Consider the following 18430-nt stretch of genomic DNA (forward strand, 5'->3'; position numbering starts at 1 on the left):
CTAAACGGCGTCCAGTCGGAACGACACCAACTTGATGGAGCGCTTGTAAATGTTGCTGGCGGCCTGGCTGGGCGGAATCCCGTCGAGATAGTCAAAGGCCATTTCGAACGTCCTCGCGTTCGAAAAAGCTGCGTGCGGAATGACGAACGAGACTGTCGTCGGTTCTTTGCCCGACAGTGTGACCTTATGCACCGAAACGCCATGCACCGAGATCATTACCCTCTGCGTGATCTGTGGCGGACGAATGACGGCGGCCATTTGTAGCGTTGCCTTAAGGCCGTTGCGAAGCGGCGGTATCTGCAGGCGAAGCCGCGAGGTCTCGCCCAGCGAATGCGTGCCGTCGGCTACTGGCCCCGACCAGCCACAAACTATCATGCCGGCTGCCAGTTTGGCGCCATCGGACCGGAAGGACACTGTCTGGCCGAGTGAGTAGCTGCCAATGGCATCGCGGTTGAGGCATGTCGTCGTGCGATCGATGTAATAGGCACGATAGTCGGCGTTGACATTCGGATGGAGAGCCAGCGCAAGGATGACGATTTCGGACACGGCCAGAACGGCCGCGAGCGAGTAGCCGCCAAGCGAGATGGTGCGTCCATAGGGGTCAAGGGTGTCAGACCAGGGCAAGGTAGCCTCCAATCCATGCCAGCGTCATGAAATAGCAGGCGCCCAGGAAAAGAACCAAAGCGGCGAGCCAAGTCAGTTTCGACGCAGACAACAGGACGGCCATCAACATTATCAGAGGCGCAAGCCCAATGACGTATCTTACCATGGAGGCCAGATTCGTTATCAGTGGCAGGACAATGCAGATCGCGCAGAAGACCCCAGCGCCATATTGCTTGCGAGCCACTAGCACGACTGATAGCGCCAGCCCGGTGATCGCCGCGAGCGCGCTCCATTGCGGCGCCGTGGGCAGCCATCCGGTCGTCGGAACCGCTGACAGCCCGTCCCATAGAAACAGGAGCGGATTCCCAGCCACCCGTCCAAACGCGCGCTGGACGTGTAGAAACGCAAAGCCGTCGCCGACAGTGACATACAAAAACAGGATGTAAGCGAACAAGCCGGCAGGCGAGATAAGGACAGCAACGAGCAGATCCGGTCGACCGAGCACCCAACGTGGAAAGGAGAGTGTCGACCCGCCCCGTTCGCGATGCTGCTGGAACATTTGAATGACGGTCGCAAAGACAACTAGGACCCCGACAAGCCTCGTTGCCGACAGGAGCGCGGACGAGACGCCCGCGACGAGATAGCTGGAGCGTTTGAGTGCCAGAAAAACGCACGAGGTCAGGAGCACGAAAAGAGGTTCTGAAAGGAAAGTGGTGAAGTGGAAGGAGAACGGGCCGCTAAGCAGAAATGCGCAATACAGCACATAGGCCCGCATGTTCTTCTCCAGCAGCGGCCATGCCACCAGACATGCAGCGTAGCTGCATGCAATCGAGGTAATCGTCGCGACCAGTATCGTGGGGAAAGGGAAAGCCCCCCGGATCACCGCTACCAGCATCGGATAGAATGGAAAGAAGCCCCATCGTCCGACATTGCTTTGGTTCGGAATGGGAAAGCGCTCGTAGCCACGCTCGGAAATATCCACATACCAGTGGCAATCCCACCGGCAGAGCGCACGAGCATAAGACTCGAAACCTGGTTCCACCGACATCGAAGCAACAGCGGCATAACGAATGGCAAGTCCAGTGATACCGAACATTAGCGGCACGGCCACCACTGCTGCCGCTATCAGGTGGTGCTCGTTGATCCCCTGCCAGTAGTCACGGAAAATCTCGAAATGCTTTGGGTCCTTTACCCACGGCGCATGGCCGGTGCTCTTGACAGTCGTGACTGGATTGTTGGTCCTACCTTTGCTCATCGCCAAGCACCGGCCGGACGCACTTCCATTTCGTCAGGGAATCCTGATCGACCGTGAGCAAACCGCCGACCTTCCCGATCACCTTGCCATCTTCGTCATCGACCCGCGTGACGTGTCTGGTGAGATCCAAATCGTGCGACGGCTTTGCCTTCTTCGGCGCGTCGATCAAGAAGGGGAAGTGGTCGGTCGGAACGGTCACGCTGGCCCCGCCGTTGTCGAGCAGTTCCAGATTGGTGACGCCTATCGTCACCTCGTGGCCAATGTCGATGCCCCTATGTTCCCGCACCATACAGAGATTCTGGAGCACGGTCGGCGGTCGTCAAGAGGTTGCTAATATTCGGAATTGCAACAAACTCTTTCAGCCCGGTTTCACATACCAGTTCACTCCGGGCATTGGGACCTTCGCGTGTCCCAGTTCTCCTTGACTGCACCTTCCTCGAAACGCCGCGCAGCCCGAGGGGGTCCGGTTCGGAAGCGCCGGATGAACGGTCGGATAATCATGATCGAGACAGGAACAATGTTTGACGCAAAGCCGTTCCAGCATTGGCCAACTGCGGCCTCTGACTTCAACTCGGCGAAGGCATGCGATCTGCTCTGAAAAACAATGGCCTCGTGCTCATGATGCTGGCTATTTTCCTGGCTTGCCTCGTTGGCCAGGCGCTGACTGGCTGGGCTGCGGACAATCAGGAACGCGCCCTCCATGGCGAACCGCAGCGCAGTATTTCAATGTTTCTTGGTTCAGGCTCCTTCCTTTCGGCGCTCTTTGAAAATTGGGAAAGTGAATTTCTGGAAAAATGGGCCTTCGTCATGCTGACCGCGTTTTTGATCCAGCGCGGATCTGCCGAATCGAAGGATCCGGACAAACCCTCCCCTCAAGATCGCGATCCGGCTCTGGACAAGGACCGTACCGATGCGCCTTGGCCGGTATACGTACCGGCGGCTGGGCCAGGGCAGTGTATTTGCATTCGCTGGGCCTGGCGCTATGGCGCTTTTCATCGTCACCTTCGTCCTCCATGTCTGGAACAGCACGCGCCGCGCCGCCGAAGAAGCGCTTCAGCATGGCGCACAACCGATGACCATGTGGCAGCACGCTTTCTCCGGTGCGTTCTGGTTTGAGAGTTTTCAGAACTGGCAAAGCGAGTTTTTGTCGACCGCCATCCTCATCCTGATGGCAATCTTTCTTCGTGAGCGCGGCTCGCCGGAGAGCAAGGCTGTATCCGACCCACATAGCAATACAGGCCATTGATCGCGTTAAACTGCCACCGGGGCATTCCGTGGGTACAGGAGGTTTCTCTGCCCAAGTTCCGCTTTGAGACCATCGAAGTCGGCAAAGCCACGATTTTCGAGGAAGAGCTAGCCAGCGCAGACCTTGCCAGCCCGAGAGCAATCGAAATCGCCCGCGCAGCTATCGTGGGCCCTCCGACCGGCGCCGATCAATCAGGCTCGACAATCAGGGTTTATGATGAAGCAGGCTATTTGGTTGCTATCGTTAATTTCTCCGACGTAATGCGCGACAGTTCCGAGTTGCAACGGCCGAGCGGCGATCCACCTGCCGAGGAGCCGGGTGTCATGCGGTCTGGCTGATCAAGCTTCAACAAAGCTGGAAATGTCAGCGCGGCATCTGGAGATCGCGGCTTCGCCTTCTGCGCTCGATGCTTCGCGCATTTCGACGAGCAGCTCGGAGTTCAACAAGCGTCGGTTGCCACCAGCCCCTGCAGTGTTCGCTGGGTCGGGCGACCGTCGAGCGGGCCACGTTCTGACGAGTTCGGGCGGCGTCGCCGAGCGCCATCTGCCCCAACCGTAGTCAAGGTTTGCGCGCAGTGCATAGGGATAGAAGGTGGTCAATTCTAACGGCTCAACGAAGCTCCCTGGCCGCAGGCAGTTAGGAGGAAAAGGCTTTCGGCACCTGAGCCTCATTCGATCCAGACAAATTCACCTGGAAATTGCAGACCAGCCCTGATTTTTCGAATGTCAGCACAATTCGACCAGCGGAATCGGAGGCGAATACACGCTCCAGCAGCTGGGTGCCAAATCCCTTGCGCTCGACAGGCCCGACGGTCGGGCCGTTCTTTTCACGCCAGTCGAGTTCAAGTCGGCGATGACGTTTTTGACTGACGAGCTTCCAGGATATCGAAACACTGCCCTTCGCATTCGACAGCGCTCCATATTTAATCGCATTTGTCGTGAGTTCATGAATTGCCAACGCCAATGAAAGCGCGACGTTGGGCGGGAGCCAGACCTTCTCTCCGCTGATTTGAAAGCGCTCCATCGGCGCGTGCGGGTTGATTGACGCCGTGATCAGATCATTGAGATCGGCGCCGCTCCAGTTCTTCTGCGTGAGGAGGTTGTGCGCCTTTGCCAGGGAGACAAGCCGGCTGGACAGGGTTCGCCCTGCCTCGGGCAAGCTGGTGGCGTTGCGGATCGTCTGGCTTGCGATGGATTGGACCACTGCAAGCGTGTTCTTGACGCGGTGGTTCAGTTCGTTGGCCAGCAATTTGCGGTGCTCTTCGCCGCGCTTGCGATCGGTTATGTCAAGGCTGATCTGGACAGCGCCTATGATGCTACCGCCCGGATCGCGGATTGGCCGCGCGCTCGAAAGCAGGAAGCGCTCTATCCCCGACGGAAGGATATAGGCGAATTCTTCGTTGTCGGTCAGCTCTCCGCGCATTGCCCGGCTCAATGGTCGGTCCTCACGGCTCACGGTGTGACCGTCCTTGACTGCTACGGTGTTGATCACGAGGTCGGGCGCGCCAAACGACTTACGGCCGTCCGTCGGCAAACCCATGAGTTCCGCTGCGAAGCGATTGCGGATAACTTGGAGAGCCTTCGGGTCGTAGGTAAACCAGACCGCAGCCGGCACCGTCTCCAACACCGTTTCCAACTCATACCGGCGCTCAGCGATGGCATGCTCTGCGTCAACCAACGCCTGCGCGACAGCAGCGAACTCGGCAACCGAGGTTGACATGGGTTCAACTGTGCGGCCATGCCCCAGCGCCTCAGCGCGAGCGGCAAGCTCGGCGGTCGCTACAGTGAAGCGCTTTCCAACGACGTACCCGAGGGCCATTGACACAAGAAGCGCGAGCAGGCCGATCCCGCAAATCGCCGCGAGCGAACGCCAAAGCGGCGCTTGCACCACCGAAAGCGGCACGTTGGCGGTATAGAACCAATCGGAATACGAGGATCTGTAGTAGCCTGCCAGCAGCGTCGTGCCCTCGAAGTTGCGGGATGTGAAACTGCCGGAGCGGCCGACGATTTTTTCCAGATATTCGGGCAATCCGGGCTTACCGGTCATCTCCTCATGCGACTTGGAACGCGCCACGTAAGTTCCATCGCGATCTCCAATACCTACGGTCCAGCCCTCAGGCACTGCTGGCATCATCACATCACGAATGCGGGCGGTTGGGACAGAGATCGAAAGAAGCAGGTCTTCGCCCGTCAGAACCGGCACCGCTATGGCAACGGAGATGCGATGGTCTTGAGGGTCCTTGCTGGCAAAGACATTGCTGACGAAAATTCCAGAAGCCTTGAGCTTCTCGCGATCCCTCGCCGACATCGGCTCGACTGGCGGCAGCTGCGCGCCGTAACCGATCTCTGTATTCAACAGTTGATTGCGACCAAGATCGCGCAGGACAATGATCCGATCCGTGCCCTGGACAACGCGGAGCGCCTCGCCACGAAAGCCTGCCAGGTCGCCATTCGCGAGAGCGGCCGATTTCGACAGGCCGTCGAGAATCGTTTGCAGATTGGCGATTTCGCCTTCGACAACAAGTGAGACCTGGCGGGCCGTTTGCAAAGCATCCTGCTCGAATCGGGATCGCTCATGCAGAGCATATTGGCCAAGCAGATAGGCTGCGAAGAGCCAGACGGGTATCACCGCGGCTGCGATCAGACCGAGCAGGTGCGATCGAGCTGGTCGACGAGGCAAATCCGTTTCCCCTGCCGCCTCAGAAACTCGCCAACCATAATCGCAAGCCGGGGAACGGCAAGCGTTAGTTCATGCATTCAACCAGACTTGGTTGGATCGGGCGGAGAAGGTGAGGCCCACCTCCGGCAGCTAAATTGGTCCCGGCAGTGTTGCGCGCGGCCCCCGGGGAACCAGATAAGGCCTTGCTGCGTCATAGAGGAAGGCTTCTGGTTCCTGAGGAGTAGCTTGGATGATCAGACTTCTTCTCGTCGTGGCCGCGATGCTTTCCCTCGCAAGCGGCGGAACAGAGGCCGCCAAGCTGGACCCTGCCGTTGTCAATCAGGCCCAGTTCACCGCCGCCGAACCGAAGGGCGTCGACCCCACCATATTGAAGGCGCAGATTCTTTTGGATCGCGCGCGCTTCTCTCCAGGTCTGATCGATGGCCGCCTGTCGGAAAATTTCACCAAGGCGGTTGGAGGCTTCCAGGCGGCGAACGGCCTGCAGTCCGACGGCAAGCTTACTCGGGAGACCTGGGACCGACTGATGGCGACCTCCGCCAGCCCTGCCCTGGTAACTCATGAGCTGACACGCAAGGATGTGAGTGGCCCGTTCACCAAGCGTATCCCGCCGCGGATGGAGAGGATGGCCCGTCTGTCGAGGCTGGGCTATCGCAACGCGGTCGAGAAGCTCGCTGAGCGCTTCCATGTCAGCGAGCAATTGCTGAGAAGGCTCAATCCTGGCGCCAACTTCCGCAAGGTCGGCACGGCCTTGGTCGTACCCGACGTTGGGCGGAGTGATCTTCCCAAGGCGGTTGCCAGCCTCGAGATCGACAAGAGTGCCCGCCAGGTGCGGGCCCGCGCTCCTTCCGGCAAAGTGGTCGCAGTCTACCCCGCCTCAATCGGCAGCGGGGAAAAGCCGGCGCCGAGCGGTATGGCTGAGGTCAAACGCGTGGTGCACAACCCAACCTATCACTACGATCCGAAGTTCGCTTTCAAGGGAGTGAAAGCCAAACGGCCGTTCACTATCGCCGCCGGGCCAAACAATCCCGTTGGATCAACCTGGATTGACCTCTCGATCGAAAGCTACGGCATCCACGGCACGCCCGAACCCGGAAAGATCGGCAGGACCTTTTCGCATGGCTGCATTCGTCTTACCAACTGGGACGCCGAAGACTTGGCATCAATGGTAGACAAGGGCACGAAAGTTAGCTTCGAAGGCGAGATTGCGAACACTGGCGGTCTTCAGTCCCAGTAACGCTTCGAATCATTGCTCTATGAACATTCCGCAGAGGTTGAAGAAATCCGTTCAAAAAAAGTCGCCGGAAAAAGCATGGCGTGGCAAAGCAACTCTCACGAATCCGCGCGGCGTTGAAAGATAACGCTGCGGTGACTGAGCAGAAACTGCGGGAGGCGTTCCGACTTATCCCGATAGCAAAACGGCTTCGTGGCAAGAGCCAGGCCGCCGCATCACTGCTGTCGACTTTGCTGGACCGAGGCAGAGAACGAGTCCCCAGAGAATGAGCAGTCCGCTTTTCCGGGTGCTCGTTGACACAGACTCGGAGAATCTGGTTGCCTAGCGGGTTCTGCGGAACCCTCCGTCAAAACCGCTCGGGCCACTCCCCGCCTGCCCGTTCGAAGGCGGACAGAGGTGCAGATTTGTTAGGCGGCCTAGCGGCCCCGGCGGTCTTTTCGGGACAACCGGTCGAGCAGGGCTCGAAGCCGATCGGATAAAAGGGGTTCAACTCGAAAGAAAGGCCAGGCGCGCAAATGGCGCCTTACCGCCTCATTCGAAAACTGGCGTCGCAGGAACTCGGCAATGGCCTCGGAGCGGCGTTTATCGTGAGCCATCGTGTCTATCCACTAACAATCCCGAAACAGTCTCAATCTGGAATTGTTCCTGCGGACAAGCCTTGCAGACGCCAGCACGGCGAAGGTTCAACTCCAGGCAGAGGCAAGAGTGAGCGACGCCTCGAATATCTGTTGCCGGTTTTCATCCCGAACTTTGACGCTGATCACCATCAGATCGCCAGTCGGCATCTCGTCGTGGGCAACATCATGCAGTATCCGCAGCGCTTCGATCCTCGCGCGATCGCGCGTCGGGAAAAGCTGCCCCTCACGATCCATCTCGGGCCCCTCCGAGTTATACAAGTCGAAATAGAAGCGTTCCATTGGTACAGCATCCGAGACCGCATTAGATTCAGAATTCCCGTCCGGGATCATTGTTCCAAAGAGTTAGCCTCAAAGGTAGCGATCGACGCCCCTTGCCGAACGTGTCGGGGAATGCAGTCCGTAGCTGCCTGCAACCACCCCCGATCTCCGGCGTTTGACCTAGGCCGTCGAACACAGCAGGGAATTTGATGCTAGAGTCCCTTTATCTGAACCTTGGCCAGCACGACGCCCTCTCGGAACATGAAAAGGCGCTGCTCGCTGGTGCCATGTCGGTCGAAAAGGACTTTGCCACGGGGCAGGATATTGTTTCGGAGGGCTCAAGGCCGACCTACAGCACCCTGATCCTTGACGGTCTGGCTGCGCGATACAAAGTGCTGGAGGATGGCGGGCGGCAATTCACGTCCTTGCAGGTGCCTGGGGATTTTGTGGATCTGCACGCCTTTCTGCTGAAGACCATGGACCACGGCATCATCGCCCTGTCACCCTGCCGGGTGATCGTTGCCGAGCATAGTCGGCTACGTGCCATCACCGAGGAAGCGCCCCATCTGACCCGCCTTTTGTGGTTGGATACACTCGTGGACGGCGCCATTCATCGGGAATGGATCGTGGCCATGGGTAGGCGGTCAAAAACGTCTCACTTGGCACATCTTGTGTGCGAGCTCTTTGTTCGACTTCAGGGCGTCAAACGAACGATCGGCATGAGTTTCCGGCTTCCTTTGTCTCAATTGGAATTGGCCGACGTGCTTGGACTGTCGGTCGTCCATATGAACCGAGTTATCGCCGCGCTACGCAACATCGGGGTCATTGGCTGGGCGAACCATACAGTAACGATCCTGGACTGGGAGCGGCTTGTACAAATAGCCGAATTCGACCCCACCTATCTCAGCATGAACCGCGAGCCTAGATGATACCAAGGTTCCACCTCAGGAAGGGCACCGCTTCTTGGTTCAGCGCGAACCGTTGCGTGATGGCTTCCACGCTAAGACGGACACGATGTCGACGGTGACCAGGCCGCCGACCTTTATTGTCACCCGGCCATTGTCAAGGTCGACGCCAATGACGTGGCCAGTGACGGCAACTCGGTCTCCCGGTTTGGCGTTCGCTGGAGGGTCAATAGCAAAGGGGAAATTATGAGTAGGAATTTTGACACTCGCTCGACCACTCTGAAGCAACTTCAGGATGGTGGCACTCAACGTCACCTCGTCGCCGATATCAAGGTTCAAAGCCATGTGATGATGACCGGTCAGCCTCCGTCTCGGGACCACAATTTGTCGAGCATCGCAAGCGCAGCGCTTGTGTTCGCCGGTTTCAGCAGCCCTTGTTCCTTGGCTGCTTCCTTAAAAGCGGCGAAAGCAACCGCCGGGCGGCAAATCCCGCTCAATGCGTCGTCCACCAACCGGACGGCTGCCCCATAGGCTATCGCTTCCTTGTTTTTCCACCGTCCGCCAAGGGCTTTTTTAGCACCGGCGATCGATGAAACCACCGTCGTGCTGCCGTCCACAAATTTGATCGTAACGGGAAGAAACCTGGTCATAGATTTACCACCCAAACCAATCTCTTGTTCGCCACAGCAATCCAACGAATGGCGCCAACAAAAATAGAGCGGCGCCCAAAACCACGATGGGGCTATTTCTCTGTAGCGGCTTCAATTTTTGCATCGAAGAGGATTGGCCGTGGACATGTTTGTTCAATTCCCTTGTTGGATGCTTGCGTGACCGCTCCAAAGGAGATTGCAGCGGGTCGAGCTACATATTGCTGGCCGGTCGGCAGGGGCCGTGGTCTGTGTGGTGGCAATTGGCGCGGCCTTAGCGGGACGTTGGCGAGCGAGTTGCGGAGGGGCCTTTCGGACGGCGCCGGTGACGTGGCAGCACGGCGGCGCAGCAGCGCGGCCGACAACCTGCCAAGAAAGTCTCGAATTTCCATGGGCGTCTCCTGCATGAGCGCCCCCGCCGAGCGTTGGTTAACACCTGGCGCCTATCGCCTGCATTTAACTTTGATATATCCCCGCTCGAATCTTTCCATCGCGGTTGCGGCGGCTCGGCAGCCATTGATGTCCTCAGCGCAACCCCCGGTCCGTTTGCGCCATTGGGCAGACCGGTTGTCGTATCGCTATTTTGTCCAAGCCCTCCCCGATGAGAGAATGTGACTGTTTGGTTTGGAGACCATCTGCGAAAGGAACATTAGCGGATTCGAATAGTTGGGCTCATGCTTTGGATGCCGCTGCTTGGCTCCTTAGCCGGCTGGTGCGCAAAACATCGGCCGGCCCGCGCCATCGGGCGCCCGTGGTGCGGGCTTGGCTTGTCAACCGATCCGGGTCCAAGGGTCTTTTAGTAGCCGCTAACGGAACCGAAACAGCCGTGCGATATTTAAGGGGATGCCTCGGTATTTCTTCGACTTGTCGGACAGCTGCCTTCAGTTCCCTGACAAAAAAGGGACCGAACTTCATTGCATCGATGACGCGAAAGACGAGGCGGTCAGAGCGCTCGTGGATATCATCAGGATCTTGCCAGATGGTGCCTACCGCGAACTGGCTTACACGGTCCGCGATGATAGCGGGCGCCAACTTATGCAGGTCGCGATCAAGTTCGAGCTGCAGCCGGTCCAAGGCTAGCTCTCTTTGTGAGCATTGACCTGTCAGATCGGCTTTTGATGCAACGGCGTCGTTCCTCGCGGCCGGCGGTACTTCGCCACCATCTGGACAGTCGCAGCATCGACCGTCACGCGTCCCAGCACCTGAACAGTGACCCGATCCAATTCCTCGTCGACGTGTACGGCTTCGCCCTCGAACCTGATCTTGTCGCCAGGCTTGGCCTTCGGGTCGACGATCGAATAGGGAAAATTGGCGGTCGGGATGTGCAGGGTCACGCGATCCTCGATGCGCTTTCCCGCCGTGGCGAGGATCGCCACCTTGTCACCAATGCTGATCTCCCGCGCCATATTTTAGATTCTGGAGCAGTCGAAAGCTTATTCAAGTGATAGCTAATATATGGTCAATTATGCTTTGGGCTTTTGCGCGATGACTGGCCGCGGGAGGTGACGAGAACTCGCTCACCGGACGTCCACGTTTGATGCATCAGGCCAACGGCCAGACGATCATCAGGACCGGCACGGCGACGATTATGACAATGACGGAAAGAGGCAGGCCGAGCCGCGAATAGTCTAAGAAGCGATATCCGCCGGGGCCCATGACCAAAGTATTGCATTGATGGCCGACAGGCGTCAGGAAATCGCAGCCGGCGCCGATTGCTACTGCCATCAAAAACGCTTCGGGCCTGTAATGCAGGCTGGTCGCAAACCCAGCGGCGATCGGAGCCATAACCAGCACAGTCGCGGCGTTGTTGAGGAAAGGCGTAACCGTCATGGCGGCGATGAGGATGAGAGTCAACGCTCCGTAGCCCGGCAGGGCGGCGCCCACGTCAGCCAAAATTGAGGCTATGACATCTGCTGCACCTGTGCGGCGCAGCGAGTCGCTGACCGGGATGAGAGCCGCCAGCATTACCAGGATCGGTCCGTCTACCGAGGCGTAGATCTCTCGTATGGGTATTACCTTGAACAGCACCATCATGACGGCGGCCGCAAAGAATGCCACTGGCACCGTGACGACGCCGAAGGCAGTTGTGCCCATCGCAGCCAGCAGGATCAGAAGCGGCACAAGACCCCGTCTGGCACTGCCGAGCAGAAGTGGGCGCTCCGCCAGTGGCAACAGCCCGAACTCGCGCAGAAAGTCAGGCATCGATGACTGGTTGCCCTGAAGCACAATGATGTCGCCGATCCTTAGCTCGATCGAGCCAAGCCGCTGGTCCAGCCGTTGGCCCTTGCGGCTTACCGCAAGCAGATTCACGTTGAACCGGTCAAAGAGGAGCAGGCGCTGCGCTGACCAGCCGATGAGGCTCGAAGTCTCGCTAACAACAGCCTCGATCGCTATTGCTTCGACGCCAGCCTTTGTTTTGTCCGCCAGTTTCCGGCTGCCTTCGAGGCTAAGCTTTGCGTGTGCGACCAGTCTGTCCAGCGCCGCATGGTCGCCTTCAATCAGAAGGATGTCGTCGACGCGGAGGACGGCATCGGGGAACGGCGTGATCCGCAAGCCGCCAGATCGCAAGATTGAGGTGACAACAGCTTCGCCGGCAGAAATTTTCATCAGATCGGCGACGGTCTGGCCAACGACGCTCGATTCCTTCACGACCTTTGCCTCCGCAGAGTAGTTCTTGATGTCGAGCGCTTCGTGAAGCGAGGCCTCCTGCCGGGTCCGCTGCGGCAGAATCCAGTAAAACAGGATCAGAAAGATTGACCCGGCCGCTGTTAGCGCCAAACCGACTGGGGTAAAGTCGAACATCGTAAAAGCAGTACCCGTGATCTCCTCGCGGACCCGCGATACCACGATGTTTGGCGAGGTCCCGATCTGGGTCATCAGGCCCCCGAGCAGCGATGCGAAAGCCATCGGCATCAGGAAGGTCGATGGCGAGGTGTTGGAGCGCCGGGCGAACTGGAATGCGATTGGAATCATGATAGCCAGTGCACCAATGTTTTTCAGGAACGCTGACAGAACTGCGACCAGTATGACCAACAGGGCAAGCTGAGTTCGGACTGAACTGACGCTGGGTGCATAGCGCTGAATAGCAAATTCCATGATGCCGCTACGCGCCACTCCGGCGCTGACCAGCAGGGCGCTGCCGACAATAATGACGATGTCATCGCTGAATCCGGTGAACGCTTCGTCGAGCGGAACAACGCCGACCGCCAGGGCGAGCAGCAGAGCCAACGCAGCGACAAGGTCATAGCGAAAACGGCCCCACACGAAGGCTCCCATCATCAACGCAATGACCACAAAGGAGAGGGTCTGAGATAAAGTAAGCATGGTCGGCCTTCGCGCTTGGCGTTCAGCAACGGCCTTAGCAATATCTCGTTGCTGCAGCATCCAGGTTCAGAGCAGAAACGTACTCGAGATTCGAGCCGGATGAAATTTCCCCATGATCAAACGATGCGCGTCGTTCGTCGTGCGGAATGGCTCGCCGAACAGTTCATGAGCAGCAATTTGGGCTCTTAACATGATTTTGGCATCGAGCAGACGGAGCCGCTCTCCTGCCGTCCAGACCCGATCTCCCCTCCTCCCCGCCGCCGCTCGACCGCAACGCCCGCTCCAAGTCCATCATGTTGTCGGAAGATGGGGCGCGTCGAAATCGACGCGGAGCGGACCCTAGGAAGCGGATCGCCTGATTAAAGACCGTAGCCCAAGTGCCGCGAGCACAATCGCGACCATGACAAGGGGCAGCCAGGCCTGCCGATCATCCATGGTCCAAAGCGTGACGCCGCTGAGCAGGCACCAAAGCGAAGGAATGGGAAAGAGCAATGGAAGCAATTTGCCGCGGGCCGCAAGCAACAATCCCAGCGTCACGATCACTGTGGGATCGGGCGCGATGCCAAAGACTTCCGCGCTTGTCCACGGTCGTCCGACGAGGGGCGGGAAAAGCGGATAGAGGACGAGGCCGGCGGCTGCGAACAGCAGCCCGGTCCAGCCGGCGACGTCCCGCCGATCGAGGCGCAGTCCGCCGGGCATGATGGCGGCGATCAGCAGCACAACCGCCTGGAAGGCGAAGAGCGGGGCGACATAGAAGATCGCCCAGTTGATGGCCACGTAGCGGTTCCACAGGAAGGTCCAGCCGACGAAGACCCAGAGTGCCGCGAGGAGAAGCCCGATCCATCCACTATCACGGTTCGGTCGCCGGAGCAGGAACATAAAAATCGCCAGGCCCGCGGCGACCGTGACAAGGTGCAATGACCACAGCGCCTCATTCTGCAGTTCGAACATGCGCCAGTACACGCGCGGGGAAAATAGCAGGAAATCTTCAGGCCGATATGTCCACCACTCCGACATCAGAGATCGCGAACGTAAGCCGCCATCTGTTCACGCATGGCGGCGTCGGGAAAAACACCGTACGCGGCCGCCACGTTCTCGCGGACATGATTGACCCGGGTGGTAGCTGGGATGGCGACGGTAATGGCGGGATGCGAGAGAATGAACTTCAGGATGAATTGAGCCCAGGTTGTGGTGCCGATCTCTTTGGCCCATTCGGGCAATTGATGGCCATCAAGCTGTCGGGTGAGCGCGCCCTGACGGAAAGGCCGATTGACGATCACGGCAATGCCGCGTTCGGCTGCCAGCGGCAGGAGCTGCTCCTCCGCCTCGCGATCCACGATGTTGTAGGTTAGCTGCACAAAATCGAGAGGATGAGAACCCATGATCTTTTCGAACAGATCGTGGCGGCGCCCTTCCGATGTCGTGATCCCGACATAGCGGATTTGTCCGGCCGCTTTCATCTCGAATAGCGTCTGCAGATGCGCTTCCCAGGCGACGAGATTGTGGACCTGGACAAGGTCAAAGCGCTGAACACCCCAGAAGCTGCGCGATCGTTCCAGCTGGGCGGCCCCGTCCGCGGAGGACGATGCCCAGACCTTCTCAGCCGCGAACAAGGTCTCCGGCCGGCCGAGCCGGTCGAGGCCGTAGCCGATGACTGGCTGGGACGAGCCGTACATGGGCGAGGAGTCGATCATGCGCCCGCCCGCCTCAAAAAATACGCCCATCACGTCGGCGCATTCATCTCTGAGCGCCGGATCGTCACCGACATTGAAGGTGATCCACGTGCCGAGCCCGATCGCGGGGATTTGTTCTCCCGAGGACGGAATAGGACGCATCATGGGTGCGGTGGCCTGGCCGATCGCGGGCGCTGGCAAGATCGCCGCGGCCGCGGCGGCTGCCGCGGCGGCTTGAACTAATGTTCTTCGGCTGATCGTCATATGCATCTCCGTTGGGCGCAGTCACGTTGTTGTGGCAAGACGACCTGAAGCGCCGGAAGCGTATATCAGGCGAACATTCCGGTCATGGCTCTCCATTTCTGCCGGTGGAAAAGGCGTCTCCTCCAGAGTAACAGAAAAAGCCGTTCAAGCCCGTTCCGAACGGCGCTATCAAGAACGGCCGCCCATGGCGCAGTCCTGACCTGCACTCATTTTTGCCGGGCCGGTGTCGGATCACGCCCAAAGAGCGCTCGCAAGGGCGGCACCCAAGAGCGTCAGGGGAATTTGCGTACCCGGGCAGGTCCGTGAAGGCGAGCACGGCGGCCTCAACGCGCCACCGCCGCCAACGACGCCATGGCCGCGGTTGGAGCGCGACATCAGATGGCACCGACGCAGGGAATTATCCGCAACGGGGAATTTTTTCGCATCCCTTGGCGTTAGTGAATTAGTTCGCATTGAAAGTGCTTGAAATCAAAACCATGGCTGGTGGTCGGCCGTGCAGGCGAGGAAAGGCACTAAAATGAAAAAAGCTCATGGCGACGGTCAGAAGTCGAGAATTCGTGACCATCTGACCCCCGTACCGGTCTGACCAAAAACTGCACCTCAGCGATCACGCTGAGGTCGTTTGCGTGCAGGAGGTTGAGTTGATTTCGTTTCGGCTGAATGGAAAGGACGTAAGCGTCGATGCGCCTGAAGAGGCCGACCTGCTCTATGTTCTATTGAACGATCTCAAGGTGAATGGCCCAAAGCTCGGATGCGGTCGCGCGCAATGCGGATCCTGCACCGTGCTGCTCGATGGAGAGGCTATCCGATCCTGCGTTACCCCGACGAAGGCGGCGGAAGGCCTTGAGGTGACGACCCTTGAGGGCCTCACGACTGATGGTCGCCCGAGCCGGTTGCAACAGGCTTTTATCGACGAACAGGCAGCTTAATGCGGCTACTGCACGGCCGGCATTATCATGGAAGCTCACGCTCTCCTTGAGCGCAATCCCCACCCGACCGACGCCGATGTCCGATCTGCCCTCCAAGGCAATCTATGCCGGTGCGGAACGCATAACCGGGTCGTTCGGGCCGTTTTGCGTGCCGCCAACGAGGCATGACGCGATGGCACAACAATTCAGGCTCAATAGGCGAGACTTAATTCGCGCAGGGGGCTTCTTGACGCTTTCCTTCGGGATCGCCGGCAATCGCAGCCACGCTACCGCGGCCGAAGCGGTGAAGCTTCCTGGCGATCTGGAGGATACGCCCCTCCTGAGTGCCTGGATTAGGATCGATGCCGACGAAACAGTTGCGTTGATGATCGGCAAGGTCGAACTCGGCCAAGGGGCCGTCACGGCCGTTGCGCAGGTGTGCGCCGATGAACTCGACATTGACTTGAAGCGTTTGCGAACAATCTCGGGGGATACCGCACTGGTGCCGAACGAAGGTGTTACCGCCGGTTCACAATCGATGCCCAACTGCGCGTCTGCCGTAAAGCAGGCGGCGGCGGAGGTACGGCACATTTTATTGCAACTGGCCGCTGAGAAACTGAAAGCCCCGATCTCAAGCCTCAAAGTAGAGGACGGGACGATCAGCGGCGAAGGCGAATCCAAGATTACCTATTGGGAGCTCGTCACCGGGCGAGAATTGGAGCGCAAGGCTACCGGCAAGGTCAAACCAAAGGACGTCGCCGACTATAAATACATCGGCACATCCGTTCCGCGCCTCGACATCCCGGCCATCATGACGGGGCAAGCACTGTATATCCAAGAGCGAAGACCGGACGGCATGGTTCACGGCGCAGTTGTCCGCCCCCCGACCTACAAGGCGAAGCTCAAGAAGGTCGATACTTCGAAAGTCGGAAATATGCCTGGCGTGCTCAAGGTCGTGCGCAACGGCAGTTTCCTCGGGATCATCGCCAGCCGACAGGACCAGGCCTATGACGCCTCATCGGCACTGGCCAAGGTGGCCGAATGGGACGTCGAGAACGACCTGCCGGGCGATGAGGGAATTTTTGACTGGCTCCTTAGCGCGCCGACTCGTGACGAAGAAATCATGAACGAGACGGCGGGCGCCCCACACACGCCGTCAAGAGTTTTCGAGGCGACTTACGAACGGCCGTATCAAATGCATGGCTCGATCGGTCCATCAGCGGCTATCGCCACACTGTCCGATGGTGGGATGCTAACAATCCAGACCCACAGCCAAAGCGTTTTCGAAACTGCAAAAGCGATTGCGCGAATGCTCGGTCTCGATCCTGCGAAAGTCCGCTGTCAGCACATCCCCGGATCCGGCTGTTACGGTCACAACCTGGCAGACGATGCCGCCGCGGACGCAGCACTTCTGGCAATGGAGATACCTGGCAAACCTGTCCGCCTGCAATACACCAGGCCGCAGGAACACAAATGGGAACCTTACGGCTCCGCCATGGTCGTCAAGACAAGGGTGGGAGTGGATGATCGCGGCGACGTGCTCACCTGGAATCTGGAACTCTGGTCAACCCCGCATGGCACGCGGCCGGATGGTGAGCCTGGCAATCTGCTTTCGGCCCGCTATCTCGCAAAACCGTTTGCGATGCCAATGCCGAAGAACGGCGGTCCGCCCAACTACGCCGCCGATCGAAACGCCATAGCGCTCTATGATTTCCCGGCCCAGCGCGTGGTCACGCATTTCATCAGCGAGATGCCGCTTCGCGTGTCTTCCACCCGCAGTCTCGGGGCCTACGCCAATGTGTTTGCCATCGAATCGACTATGGATGCGCTTGCCCATGCGGCGGGCGCCGATCCGGTAGAATACCGACTGCGCTTCCTCAAGGAAGAACGTGCGCGAGACGTCTTGAAATCGGCAGCGCAAAAGTTCGGCTGGGATCAGTGGCGCAAATCGGAAGGCCGAGGCCGGGGAATCGGCTTTGCGCGGTACAAGAACCTTGCCGCCATGACAGCGGTGGCGATTGAAGTCGAGGTCAATCGGAAGAATGGTCGTATACGCCTCATCCGCGTTGTCGCCGCCAACGACAGCGGCCAGACCATCAGTCCCGACGGCATCACGAATCAGATCGAAGGCGGAGTCATTCAATCGTTGAGCTGGACGCTCAAGGAGGAAGTCAGGTTCGACAAGACGAGTGTGCTGTCGGAGGATTGGAAGAGCTACAGTTATCCAATCCTCACCTTCGAAGAGGTGCCGCCCATCGATGTTACCTTGATCAATCGGCCCGGCGAACCGTTTCTCGGCACGGGTGAGGCAGCGCAGGGACCAACCGCAGCCGCTCTTGGGAATGCCGTATTCGATGCAACCGGGGTGAGGTTCCGCCGTATCCCGTTCACGCCGAAGCGGATCCTCGCGGGCTTGAAAGCATGACCTGATCAATCGGTTCTGTGGCGCAAGAACCTGCCACGTCTTCATCAACGGCAAGCCCGCCTGCCGCACCGCCATCACCTGGCGACACCATTCGCGGGATCGCTGGAGACGGTGGTGGAAAAAGCGGTGCTTGTTCCGAGGTGAAAACGCTTTTTGTAGGAGGAACTTTGGTCAAACAGTTGTGACGAAGCGGCTAGAACGGTTCTGCTTTTGATAGAATCGCAGATCCACTCTAAGTATTTGTTTTTACACAATCCCGGGCGGAAAACCGCTACGCACTTTTCCTGGAATTGCTTGTCTTATGACATTCGCTGCCGAACGGGGCAGAAAGGAACCGCTGGGAGAGGGTAGCCGCCCTCCCGCAGCGGCGAGGG

At 58.7% G+C, this 18430-nt stretch carries 19 protein-coding genes and 1 pseudogene; 9 read left to right on the plus strand and 11 right to left on the minus strand.

Annotated features, from left to right (window positions below):
• Genes D3227_RS05985 through D3227_RS05995 form a run of 3 tightly spaced genes read right to left on the minus strand, consistent with a single transcriptional unit; the run spans position 1 to position 2165 of the window.
• Entirely contained in the window at positions 1-624 is a 624-nt protein-coding gene (locus tag D3227_RS05985; RefSeq protein WP_120013203.1) for a hypothetical protein, read from the minus strand.
• On the minus strand, positions 611-1858 hold the full coding sequence (locus D3227_RS05990) for a hypothetical protein (protein ID WP_120013352.1): 1248 nt from the start codon (positions 1856-1858) through the stop codon (positions 611-613). The genes D3227_RS05985 and D3227_RS05990 overlap by 14 nt, the downstream gene beginning before the upstream one ends.
• On the minus strand, positions 1845-2165 hold the full coding sequence (locus D3227_RS05995; RefSeq protein WP_245451666.1) for a hypothetical protein: 321 nt from the start codon (positions 2163-2165) through the stop codon (positions 1845-1847). Before D3227_RS05995 ends, D3227_RS05990 begins: the two co-directional genes overlap by 14 nt.
• A gap of 314 nt (positions 2166-2479) precedes the next feature.
• Here D3227_RS05995 and D3227_RS44020 point away from each other — a divergent pair.
• The 3 genes and pseudogenes from D3227_RS44020 to D3227_RS06005 all read left to right on the plus strand — a co-directional run.
• Positions 2480-2725 (plus strand): annotated as a pseudogene (locus D3227_RS44020) (DUF6766 family protein); the annotation flags it as partial.
• 115 nt (positions 2726-2840) lie between these two features.
• Positions 2841-3104 (plus strand): DUF6766 family protein, encoded by a 264-nt coding sequence (locus tag D3227_RS44025; protein ID WP_342633992.1) that lies wholly within the window; start codon positions 2841-2843, stop codon positions 3102-3104.
• Positions 3101-3442, plus strand: a complete 342-nt coding sequence (locus tag D3227_RS06005) for a hypothetical protein (protein ID WP_245451667.1) — start codon at positions 3101-3103, stop codon at positions 3440-3442. The genes D3227_RS44025 and D3227_RS06005 overlap by 4 nt, the downstream gene beginning before the upstream one ends.
• A 298-nt stretch (positions 3443-3740) precedes the next feature.
• Here the strand turns inward: D3227_RS06005 and D3227_RS06010 are convergent, their stop codons facing one another.
• Entirely contained in the window at positions 3741-5783 is a 2043-nt protein-coding gene (locus D3227_RS06010) for a sensor histidine kinase (RefSeq protein WP_120013205.1), read from the minus strand.
• A 229-nt stretch (positions 5784-6012) separates the two neighbouring features.
• On the opposite strand from D3227_RS06010, the gene D3227_RS06015 reads away from it, so the two are divergent.
• Positions 6013-7017 carry a L,D-transpeptidase family protein gene (locus tag D3227_RS06015; protein ID WP_120013206.1) on the plus strand — a complete coding sequence of 335 codons (1005 nt, stop codon included), beginning with the start codon at positions 6013-6015 and terminating at the stop codon, positions 7015-7017.
• Between the two features lie 680 nt (positions 7018-7697).
• Here the strand turns inward: D3227_RS06015 and D3227_RS06020 are convergent.
• Positions 7698-7931, minus strand: coding sequence for a DUF6894 family protein (locus D3227_RS06020; RefSeq protein WP_120013354.1), 234 nt, complete (start codon positions 7929-7931; stop codon positions 7698-7700).
• A 188-nt stretch (positions 7932-8119) separates the two neighbouring features.
• Here D3227_RS06020 and D3227_RS06025 point away from each other — a divergent pair, with 188 nt between their 5' ends.
• On the plus strand, positions 8120-8839 hold the full coding sequence (locus tag D3227_RS06025) for a Crp/Fnr family transcriptional regulator (protein WP_120013207.1): 720 nt from the start codon (positions 8120-8122) through the stop codon (positions 8837-8839).
• A 39-nt stretch (positions 8840-8878) separates the two neighbouring features.
• Here the strand turns inward: D3227_RS06025 and D3227_RS06030 are convergent, their stop codons facing one another.
• A complete protein-coding gene (locus tag D3227_RS06030) occupies positions 8879-9160 on the minus strand; it encodes a hypothetical protein (RefSeq protein WP_120013208.1) in 282 nt (93 codons plus the stop codon).
• Between the two features lie 14 nt (positions 9161-9174).
• Positions 9175-9465, minus strand: a complete 291-nt coding sequence (locus D3227_RS06035; RefSeq protein WP_120013209.1) for a DUF982 domain-containing protein — start codon at positions 9463-9465, stop codon at positions 9175-9177.
• 840 nt (positions 9466-10305) lie between these two features.
• On the opposite strand from D3227_RS06035, the gene D3227_RS44245 reads away from it, so the two are divergent.
• Positions 10306-10542 carry a DUF6894 family protein gene (locus D3227_RS44245; protein WP_120013210.1) on the plus strand — a complete coding sequence of 79 codons (237 nt, stop codon included), beginning with the start codon at positions 10306-10308 and terminating at the stop codon, positions 10540-10542.
• 23 nt (positions 10543-10565) lie between these two features.
• On the opposite strand, the gene D3227_RS06045 is transcribed toward D3227_RS44245, so the two are convergent.
• From D3227_RS06045 to D3227_RS06060, 4 genes are all read right to left on the minus strand, one after another.
• On the minus strand, positions 10566-10868 hold the full coding sequence (locus tag D3227_RS06045) for a hypothetical protein (protein WP_120013211.1): 303 nt from the start codon (positions 10866-10868) through the stop codon (positions 10566-10568).
• Between the two features lie 136 nt (positions 10869-11004).
• A complete protein-coding gene (locus D3227_RS06050; protein ID WP_120013355.1) occupies positions 11005-12786 on the minus strand; it encodes an SLC13 family permease in 1782 nt (593 codons plus the stop codon).
• A 339-nt stretch (positions 12787-13125) separates the two neighbouring features.
• Positions 13126-13803 carry a DUF6064 family protein gene (locus tag D3227_RS06055; RefSeq protein WP_120013212.1) on the minus strand — a complete coding sequence of 226 codons (678 nt, stop codon included), beginning with the start codon at positions 13801-13803 and terminating at the stop codon, positions 13126-13128.
• Complete coding sequence (locus D3227_RS06060; protein WP_120013356.1) at positions 13803-14723, minus strand: aldo/keto reductase; 921 nt, start codon at positions 14721-14723, stop codon at positions 13803-13805. Before D3227_RS06060 ends, D3227_RS06055 begins: the two co-directional genes overlap by 1 nt.
• A 626-nt stretch (positions 14724-15349) precedes the next feature.
• On the opposite strand from D3227_RS06060, the gene D3227_RS44030 reads away from it, so the two are divergent.
• The 3 genes from D3227_RS44030 to D3227_RS06070 are packed head-to-tail and all read left to right on the plus strand — an operon-like array spanning position 15350 to position 18056.
• Positions 15350-15652 carry a (2Fe-2S)-binding protein gene (locus tag D3227_RS44030; protein ID WP_342633993.1) on the plus strand — a complete coding sequence of 101 codons (303 nt, stop codon included), beginning with the start codon at positions 15350-15352 and terminating at the stop codon, positions 15650-15652.
• Between the two features lie 27 nt (positions 15653-15679).
• The gene (locus tag D3227_RS44035; RefSeq protein WP_342633994.1) at positions 15680-15820 is read left to right on the plus strand and encodes a 2Fe-2S iron-sulfur cluster-binding protein; all 141 of its coding nucleotides are present in this window, start codon (positions 15680-15682) and stop codon (positions 15818-15820) included.
• Positions 15821-15824: 4 nt separating this feature from the next.
• Entirely contained in the window at positions 15825-18056 is a 2232-nt protein-coding gene (locus tag D3227_RS06070) for a xanthine dehydrogenase family protein molybdopterin-binding subunit (RefSeq protein ID WP_120013213.1), read from the plus strand.
• Positions 18057-18430: the final 374 nt, after the last annotated feature.

It is taken from the genome of Mesorhizobium waimense, assembly GCF_003601975.1.
Classification (GTDB): domain Bacteria; phylum Pseudomonadota; class Alphaproteobacteria; order Rhizobiales; family Rhizobiaceae; genus Mesorhizobium; species Mesorhizobium waimense.

Coding starts and splice junctions, on each gene's coding strand:
- D3227_RS05990 (WP_120013352.1), bottom strand. CDS start 1,858: ATGAGCAAAGGTAGGACCAACAATCCAGTCACGACTGTCAAGAGCACC.
- D3227_RS44025 (WP_342633992.1), top strand. CDS start 2,841: ATGGCGCTTTTCATCGTCACCTTCGTCCTCCATGTCTGGAACAGCACG.
- D3227_RS06015 (WP_120013206.1), top strand. CDS start 6,013: ATGATCAGACTTCTTCTCGTCGTGGCCGCGATGCTTTCCCTCGCAAGC.
- D3227_RS06020 (WP_120013354.1), bottom strand. CDS start 7,931: ATGGAACGCTTCTATTTCGACTTGTATAACTCGGAGGGGCCCGAGATG.
- D3227_RS06025 (WP_120013207.1), top strand. CDS start 8,120: ATGCTAGAGTCCCTTTATCTGAACCTTGGCCAGCACGACGCCCTCTCG.
- D3227_RS06030 (WP_120013208.1), bottom strand. CDS start 9,160: ATGGCTTTGAACCTTGATATCGGCGACGAGGTGACGTTGAGTGCCACC.
- D3227_RS06035 (WP_120013209.1), bottom strand. CDS start 9,465: ATGACCAGGTTTCTTCCCGTTACGATCAAATTTGTGGACGGCAGCACG.
- D3227_RS44245 (WP_120013210.1), top strand. CDS start 10,306: ATGCCTCGGTATTTCTTCGACTTGTCGGACAGCTGCCTTCAGTTCCCT.
- D3227_RS06045 (WP_120013211.1), bottom strand. CDS start 10,868: ATGGCGCGGGAGATCAGCATTGGTGACAAGGTGGCGATCCTCGCCACG.
- D3227_RS06050 (WP_120013355.1), bottom strand. CDS start 12,786: ATGCTTACTTTATCTCAGACCCTCTCCTTTGTGGTCATTGCGTTGATG.
- D3227_RS06055 (WP_120013212.1), bottom strand. CDS start 13,803: ATGTCGGAGTGGTGGACATATCGGCCTGAAGATTTCCTGCTATTTTCC.
- D3227_RS06060 (WP_120013356.1), bottom strand. CDS start 14,723: ATGACGATCAGCCGAAGAACATTAGTTCAAGCCGCCGCGGCAGCCGCC.
- D3227_RS44035 (WP_342633994.1), top strand. CDS start 15,680: ATGGAAGCTCACGCTCTCCTTGAGCGCAATCCCCACCCGACCGACGCC.
- D3227_RS06070 (WP_120013213.1), top strand. CDS start 15,825: ATGGCACAACAATTCAGGCTCAATAGGCGAGACTTAATTCGCGCAGGG.